The 8312-nt window shown below is 70.8% G+C and carries 5 protein-coding genes; 1 reads left to right on the top strand and 4 read right to left on the bottom strand.

Going from position 1 to position 8312, the window contains the following annotated elements; genetic code table 11:
- The first annotated feature begins 642 nt into the window (after positions 1-642).
- On the top strand, positions 643-1230 hold the full coding sequence (locus GT354_RS44105) for a response regulator transcription factor (protein WP_202512973.1): 588 nt from the start codon (positions 643-645) through the stop codon (positions 1228-1230).
- A gap of 49 nt (positions 1231-1279) precedes the next feature.
- Here GT354_RS44105 and GT354_RS44100 read toward each other — a convergent pair whose 3' ends face one another.
- The 4 genes from GT354_RS44100 to lanKC all read right to left on the bottom strand — a co-directional run bounded on the left by GT354_RS44100 (position 1280) and on the right by lanKC (position 7993).
- On the bottom strand, positions 1280-3199 hold the full coding sequence (locus GT354_RS44100) for an ATP-binding cassette domain-containing protein (protein WP_161362797.1): 1920 nt from the start codon (positions 3197-3199) through the stop codon (positions 1280-1282).
- Positions 3196-4923 (bottom strand): ABC transporter ATP-binding protein, encoded by a 1728-nt coding sequence (locus GT354_RS44095; RefSeq protein WP_161362795.1) that lies wholly within the window; start codon positions 4921-4923, stop codon positions 3196-3198. The genes GT354_RS44100 and GT354_RS44095 overlap by 4 nt, the downstream gene beginning before the upstream one ends.
- Before the next feature lie 280 nt (positions 4924-5203).
- Positions 5204-5350 carry a SapB/AmfS family lanthipeptide gene (locus GT354_RS44090; RefSeq protein WP_161362793.1) on the bottom strand — a complete coding sequence of 49 codons (147 nt, stop codon included), beginning with the start codon at positions 5348-5350 and terminating at the stop codon, positions 5204-5206.
- A gap of 63 nt (positions 5351-5413) precedes the next feature.
- Positions 5414-7993 (bottom strand): class III lanthionine synthetase LanKC, encoded by a 2580-nt coding sequence (gene lanKC, locus GT354_RS44085; protein ID WP_161362791.1) that lies wholly within the window; start codon positions 7991-7993, stop codon positions 5414-5416.
- Positions 7994-8312 lie beyond the last annotated feature (319 nt).

The raw sequence follows: 8312 nt of genomic DNA, 5'->3' as shown, positions 1-8312 counted from the left end.
CCCGCCAGACCCGCCCGGCCCGCCCGATCCCCCCGACCCGCCGACGCACGTAACGCACGCGACGCATCGAACCCGACCCAGCAGACCCAGCAGACCCAGCAGACGGGCCCCACCCCCTCACATGATCAATCCCCCGGATCAAACACCCGCCAATTCGCCCCGTCCGTCCCGCCGAACCGGCCGGCGCGACCAACCGGGCGGCTACCCAGCCGAACCCACCAACTCCTTCGCCCACCCGCCACCTCACGCATCGATCAAGCCGGCCGGCGCAAACCACTGCCCTGCCCGTCCCGATCCCTCCTGATCACGGCCCGAACTCCGCCCGGCCACCGCCCGCCACGCCCCCGCCACGCCCCCGCCCGCCGCCGTCGCCCGGAGTTGTGCGGTGTGAGCGCCGATTCGACCCCGGGTCCGCGTCTTCGCGTCCACTCCGCGAGCGCTGAACCCGTCCATTCCGGGTGCTCGTCGCAGCACGGGGACTGCTCGTTCGCGACCGGTGACCGGCGGTTCGTGCCCGGTTGGACCCGGTCCCGGACCAGTGGTTGAGGCCGGAAAGCGACGTCCATCAAGCGGGACGCTTGGGGTAGTCATGGACGTGCGCTGCGTAAGGCTGTGCATCGGTGTCCAGAGGGGCAAACACTCATGTTACGTATCCTGTTGGTGCACGACATGCGGCTGATGCGGTCGGCCCTGGCCGCGCTGTTGGATCGCGAGGAGGACATCACCGTCACGGACGACACGTGGGCGAACGCCCTGGAGCGGACACGATCGCTACGACCCGACGTGTGCGTCGTGGACACGGATTGTCCGGGGTCCACGCGACTGTCGGATTGGCCACCGGACGCGGCGTGCGCGCTGCTCGTCCTGGCGAGTGCTCGCCGACCGGGCAGCCTGTGCCGAGGCGCACAGGCGAAGGCGTTGGGCTTCGTGGACAAGGACGCGCCGTCCAGCCGCCTGCCGCACGCGATACGCGTGGTGGCGGCAGGCGAACGCTATGTGGACGCCTCGCTCGCGGTGGACTTCCTCCGCGCGGCCGACATGCCTTTGACGCCACGCGAGTTGGGCGTGTTGTCACTCGCGGCCGAGGGTGCGTCCATCCCCGAGATCGCCCTCAATCTGCGGCTCAGTCGAGGCACGGTACGAAATTACATCTCCGCGATCACCCGTAAGACGGGCGCTCGCAACCGGATCGACGCCATTCGCATCTCCCAGGGCGCCGGCTGGGTCTAGGCAGTAGGCAGTGGGGGGAGCCGGGCGGGTGGGCGCCCGGTGCGCGGGATCACATCTGTCGGGTGTGTTCCCAACGGCCGACGAGGTCGCGATACAGCGTCGAGTGGTCGAGCAGTTCGTGGTGGCTGCCACAGACGGCATGCACCCCATCAAGTACCAGTATCCGGTCGGCACGCCGCGCCGAACTGATCCGGTGGGCCACCACGAGCAGCGTCCCGGGCCCGTGGGCGAAGGCCAGTTCGGCCCGGGCCTCGGCGGCCGGATCCAGGTGGCAGGTGGCCTCGTCCAGGAGCACCAGCGGCGCGGCCGACAAATGGGCCCGGGCGAGCGCGACGAGTTGCCGCTCGCCCTGGGACAGGGTGGCGGGCTCGATCCGCGCGTCGAATCCGCCCAGGCGACGCACAAGCGGGGTCAGCCCCACCGCGTCGGCCGAGGCTTCCGCGGCCGCGGCATCGGCACCGCAGGGGCACAGGTATTCCAGGTTCTCGCGCACGGTGCCGGTGAAGACGTACGCCTGTTGCGGAATGAGTACGCGCAGCGGTGCCGTACCGACCGCCGCCGTACCGACCGCCGCCGCGCCGCGCGCCGGCTTCCCGGCGACGAACACGTCCCCTCGGTCCGGTACGAGCAGGCCCGCCACCAACGCGACCAGGGTGGATTTGCCGATGCCGCTGGGACCGACCACGACCATGTGCTCGCCGGGTTCGACAGTCAGATCGAGTTCCCGCAACACAGGCTGTGCGCCCGGCCCGTAGGCGAAGGTCAGTCCCCGCGCCTCGACCCGAACCCCGGTCGCCTCGAAGGGCGGCTCGGAACTCGCGGGAGCAGCGGGAGGTTTCGGCTCCCGCAACAGATCCGTAGCCGCCTTCCCGACCGGCACCGCCCTTCCGGTCCCCACCTCGGCCGCCCCCACCTCGGCCGCCCCCACCTCGACCGCCCCCACCTCGACCGCCCCCGCTTCGACCGCCCCCGCCTTCGCCGCCCCTGATGCGCCGGCCGACTCCACCGACGCCGTCCCGGCGGTGAGCCGATCGAGCACCACCAGCAACCGAGTTCCGGCGGCGCCGAGCGCGTTCATCAGTGTGTGCAGGGCCGGCAACAGGGCCTGGGTCAGGTACGTGAAAGCGCCGACCAAGGCGCCTGCGGTCAAACCCTCGCGCAGCAGCCATGGGGCGGCAATCAGCAGTAGTACGACGGGTAGTTGCCCGGCAACGCCGAGCGCCACGCAGCGTGCGCCCGCCCAGCGTGCGAGGGAACGGGCGGTCCGCGCCTCGTCCTCGATCAGAGCGTGTGTCCGGGCGGCCACCGCCTCCTGCGCACCGCACGCCACCACGTCGCGCAGCCCCTCCGCAATCGCCCCCACCTGGGTCGCCAACGCCTCGTCGGCGGACAGGAAGTCGCGCTGCCGGGCCGCCATCGGACCCAGCGTGGCCAGGAACAGCAGCAGTCCGATCACCAACGGCGGCACCACCACGACCAGCAACAACGGTGCGAGCGCGGCGAGTCCGACCAACGCTCCCACGGCGGTGAAGACGAAGGACCGAGCCACCAGCACCAATCCGGCGAAGCTGTCCCGGGCGATCTCGGTCTGATTGGTCAGCCGCGACACCGCCGCGCTGTCCGCCGCCTTGGTCGGTTCTGCACGAGCCTGGGCCAACGCCTGGGCCACGACCCGGCGCACCAGACCGTCGCGCAACGGCTCGACCAGGTCGGCCAGGCCGCGAAAGACCCCACCGGTCGCGACACCACCGGCCACGACCGCGACTGCGGCCACCGCCAACCACAGTAGGCCGACGGCGGTCCGACCGGCCAGAAAACCGCGGTCGAGCGCCATCGCCACGCCGTAGCCACCGAGAAAGGTCTGCGCCGATTCGACCAACGACCAACCGCCCAGCGTCACCAGGACACGCTTGCGCCGCCCCAGGAACCGCGCCGCCTCGGGCAACAACCGAAAATCGTTCCTCCTCATACCGACTCCCCCGGGTCCGCGAACACCGCCCGATAGTCCGCGTCCTCCCAGAGTTCTTCGTGCCGCCCCACGGCACGCACCCGCCCGTCCTGCATCCACGCCACGAGATCCGCGCGAGCCGCCGAGGACACCCGGTGCGCGATCAGCAGCCGAGTACCCGCCCGCACGTCCCGAACCAGCGCTCGACCGACGTGCAGTTCGGTCACGCTGTCCAGGCTCGACGTGGCGTCGTCGAGGATCAGCAACCGTCCGGCATGCGCGAACGACCTCGCCAAACCGAGGCGTTGCAGCTCGCCGCCGGACATCGGCGCTTCGGCGAGCGGAGTGGCGTAGCCGCCGGGCAGCAGCCGCACGAACGTGTCCGCGCCGGCCGCTCGCGCGGCGGCCCTGATGTCGTCGTCGCCGGGCACGTACGGCCCGAATCCGATCGCGGCACCGACGGTGTCGCCGAACAACACGGGCCGCTCGAAGGCGTACCCGACCTCTCGACGCAACACGTCCGAATCCAGCTCGGCCAACGCGACCCCGTCGAGGCGGACTTCGCCTCCGTCTACGTCGGCCAGCCGTCCGGCGACCGCCGCGAGGGTGGACTTGCCCGCCCCGGAGCGCCCTACGACAGCCATGGTCGCGCCCCCGGGGACGACCAGATCCACGCCGCGCAACACCGCCGCCCCGCCGCGAAACACGGTGACCGCGCGCAGTTCGAGCCGCCCGGGCCCGCCCACGGGCAATGCCCGGGCGCCGCCCACCATCGGTGCCGCCGCGTGGAGTTCGGCCAGGCGGCGAGTGGCCGCGCGGCTGCGGACGAGCGCGTTGAGTTGCCCCACGACCGCGCCCAGACCGGCGGCCAGCACCGCGTAGCGGGAGGCGGCCAACAGCGCGCCGACGCTCAGGTGGCCGCCGACGACGCGGATGCCACCGACCGCCAACACGGCGGTGGTCGACAACGGGACCAGGATCGTGCTGCCGGCCATGGCCCGCCCGTACACGTGCCACATCCGCCGCCCCTGCGCGCCCAGCTCGGGCAACGGCGCCAGTACGCGGCGGAGTTCGCGCTCGGTGGTACCGGCGGCGGCGACCGTACGGGCACCGCCGAGCGCCTCCACCAAGCGGCTCGCGATGTCGGCCTGGACCTCCTGATATCGCGAGACGCTGTCGGACGAGCCGCGGGCGAAGGCGCTCAACAGCCAGACCAGGAGCGGAACTCCGGCCAGGAATACCGCCAAGAGGCGGACGTCGATCAGCCCGAGCGCGACCAGCCCGCCGATCGGCACGAAGAACGACGCGATTGCGGCAGCGACGGTGGCGGGCGCGGTACTTGCCTCGGCGGCGTTGCCGGTCAGGCGGGTCACCAGGTCGCCGGGGCTGAAACGGTCCGCGGCGCGATGCGGCGCGAGCGACAGGAGGTGGTCGGCCTGGCGGCGGCGCAGCCACGCGGCGGTACGGGCGGAGGTCACGCCGCCCGCCCATGCTTCGAGCGCGTCGAACAGGACTTCGGCGGCGATCAGCGCGGCGCACAGGACGATCGCCGCGTGCAGTCCCGATCCGCCGTCGATCAGGAGGTCGAGGGTGTGTCCGAGTACGGCGGGCAGGGCGACGGCTATGACAGCGGACGCCGTACTGAAGACGAGCACGGCCGCGGTATGGCCCGCGCTGTGCCGCACGGCACCGACCAGGACACCCCGGACATCGGCGTCCGACGGGTCGTGGGGCACAGAGTCCATCCGCACGCACTCCTCATCTCGACCGAACGATACAGAACGAAACAGAACGAAACAGAAAAGGAAAGCAAATACCAGAACCGAATAGAACCGAACAGAACATTACGTAACGACACGGAACCGAACCAACCAAGCCAACCGACCGCACGTCAGAGACACAGACAGACATACAGATAGACAGGCAGACGGAAGCACAGACAGCGGTCCCGGACGGATGGTGATCCGCCCGGGACCGCTGTCTGACCGCGTCACTGCGGGCTCATCGCCCCGTAGTGAAGGTCGGTCAGTTGCAGGTGACGAGGCTCAGGCTGCTGTTGCCGCACAGCAGCAGGCTCGCGCGGCTGCCGCCACCGCCGCCGCCGCCGTTGGCGAGCTCGCCGCCGTCCTCGATCGCGGGGGTGGCCATCGTCTGCAGGTCGAGAAGGGTCATGATGTGTTCCTTCCGTTGTGGGAATGGAGCATTGGTGTACGACCCCCGACAAGGGGGCCGGCTTCAAGGCCGCCGAGGCGGCGGGAGGAAGGGCAGGTGCACGGGTGTGCCGTGCAGCGCGCTGCCCAGTGCGAGCAGGCAACCGGCGGTACCGGTGCTCAGGTCCATGGAGAGCCGCATCATCTGTTCGCCCGCGAACGCGAGATGTCCCCGATAGGGAACGGCGCCCCACGCCAGCGAAGCGATCTGGCGGCGCAGGTCGGCGGCCTGTGTGCCGGGGCCGCCCGTCGTGGTCCGGCTCAGGTGCAGCACCATGCCCGCGGCGCCGCGAAACAGGCCCGGCTGGGCGTAGAACTTGGCCTGCGCGGCCTGCACGATCTCGCCTCGGGCCCGTTCGAACTGCTCGTCCGGCCGGTGCGCGAGGTAGTCGTCGAGCACCATGCCGATGCCGACGCTGCCTGCTCCGAGGTAGGGCATGGTGCGCCACCCCTCGTTGACCTGGAGGGTCCCGCCGACGCCGACGACGCACCGTGCCAGGTCGCGGCGAAGGGCGTCGGCCGCAAGGTCCAACAACGCCTGGTCGCCGGTGCGTTCGTACAGGCGCAGGAACAACAGCGCGGTACCGGCGGCGCCGTACAGCAGCCCGGCCCGAACCTTCGCACCGCCGCGCTTCTCGGGGGCGGCCGCGCTACGGTCGGCCACGATGCGGGCGCACTCCATCGCCTCGTCGTGCAGGGCGCGTTCGCCCGTCGAGGCGGCCAGCGAGTCCAGTGCCAGGCCGATCCCGGCCAGGCCGCCGTGCAGGTCGGAGCCGATGTCTTGGCGGCTCTGCGCGACGATCGTGTCGGCCAGATCCAGGGCCCGCTCGCGATGGCCGAGCCGCTCCAGGACCCAGGCGATGCCGGAGAGGCCGTCGTAGAAGCCGAGCGGGCTGCCGGAGGCCGGGTCCTTGGTCGCCCGCAGCAGCCACTCCTCACCGTCGGGACATTGTTCGGCGCCCGTCTCGGTCAGGGCGTACAGCACGCCGGCCGCGCCGTACGCGAAGCACGCGCCGCCACCGACACCGGCGAACTGGGCGATGTCGCCGGGAAAACATCGGTCGTCGCGATCCGGCGTCGCGGAGGCGAGTACGGCACGCGCCATCGAGTCCCGACTGCGTGGCCAGTCACCCGGGTGCACGGGGAGGTAGCCGGACGACGGCCGATGCGACACCGCCATGCCGCGTTCGATCTCCTCGACCGCCTCTGCCAGATACTCGGCCGGCACCGGGAACTCACCGGCGGCTATCTCGGCGAGGTGGCGGGCCTTGCCGCGGTCCACCGCGAACAGGCTGGTGAGCGGCAGGAAAAGGGCCAGGCGTAGACAGGCCAGGGCGTAGTGGTCGACGCCGAAGCCCCGGCGGTCGGCGGGTGCGACGAAGCCCGGGTTGGCGATCACCTGTCGGCCGCTCGGGTCGTCGACGGCGGCGGCCTCGAAGTCCAGCAAAACAACGGACTTCTCGTCCTCCGACATCATGATGTTGAACAGGTGCAGGTCGTTGAAGACCACTCCACGCGCGTGGATCGCGGCGACGGCTTCCTCGACCAGACGGTGCACCCGCATGGCCCACTGTGTGTAGTCGGCGAGCTGTTCGGGTGTCGGGTCCTTGTCGATCAGCGGGTGGCGGTGGGCGAAGAAGTTGTTCAGCGGTCGGCCCTCGACGAACTCCAGGACCAGGAAGCGGTGATCGCCGAGCGTGAACCAGTCGCGTACCTCGGGAGTGCAACCGAGCCCGGACAGCCGCTCCAGCGCTGCGCGTTCGCGGCCGAGTCGGGCCACCGCGTCCGCCCCGTCGGCGGCGAGACCCGCGTACGGCCGGGCTTCCTTGAGTACGACCTGCTCGTCGGTTCGCAGGTCCCGGCCGACGTAGACGCCACCGCCGTTGGAGAAGTGCAGCGCTCGTTCGATCCGGTAGGGGATCTCGGCGACGGTGGTGGCGGAGCGCGCGGCCAGGTGCGGTTCGAGGAACGCGGGCAGTTCGAGCCAACTCGGTACGTGGAACGCGGGATCCCGGCGGTCGGGGACCAACCGCCCCTCGTCGTCCTCGATCGCGGGGCACAGTTCGCCCTCGGCGTCGTAGCAGAATCGCTCGACGAAGCTGCCGTATCGGACGTATACGGGACCGGCTCCCAAGCGCAGGTCGGTGAGGATGTACGGGCCGGGTTCGCCGCCCAGCCGGGCGTCGAGGTCTTCGGCGATGCGACGACAGTGCTCGTCGTCACGAGGGTAGACGGTGACGAACTTGCCGCTGCCCGCGCGGTCGGCGTACTTGGCGTTGCGGGTGTGCAGCAGGTACGGGCTCGGCATGCACTTGAAGGCGATGCCACGCGGGACGCAGTAGTCCCATACCGCCGCGAGCACCTTCTCGGCGTTGTCCAGGGTGGCGGACACGTGGATCTTCCAGCCCTGGCTCGGGAGTTCGAGCTCCGGCGGGTGGAACGCGAGCCAGTCTCCGTTGGTCCGACGCCGCCAGCCCGTCGGGAGTTCGCGTCCCACGGTGTCGTAGTGCGAGGCGGGACCGTCGGCGGCGGTGGAGCGGAGCCGGTGCGGTGCGTCGTAGAACAGTCGATCGGCGTCGCAAAAGACGGCGTAGCCCTCGTTCATCGCAACCCTCCTTGTCCCTCGTCCCTCGTCCCTCGTCCCTCACCCTCGTATCCGGTGACGCCCATACGTTGTCACCGGGCCGTGGCCCGTGACAGTCGCGTTTGTCATGAATCGCCCGTGAGGAACGCACGGGTGGCACCGGGCACGGTCGATGTCCACCGAGCACGAGCGCCTCGACACGAGCAACACCCGTCACGAGCAACACTCGGCACGGCTACGCCCGGCCCGAGCAACGCCCCACGCGAGCAGCCCCGAGCCGACGTACGGCACCCGCCCGCCGGCCACGCCGTCGCAGCCCCCGCCCCCGCCCCCGCGCACC

The sequence above is a fragment of the Streptomyces sp. SID3343 genome (genome assembly GCF_009865215.1).
In the GTDB taxonomy this organism is placed as follows: Bacteria; Actinomycetota; Actinomycetes; order Streptomycetales; family Streptomycetaceae; genus Embleya.
This window is presented reverse-complemented; position numbering and strand designations above follow the sequence as displayed.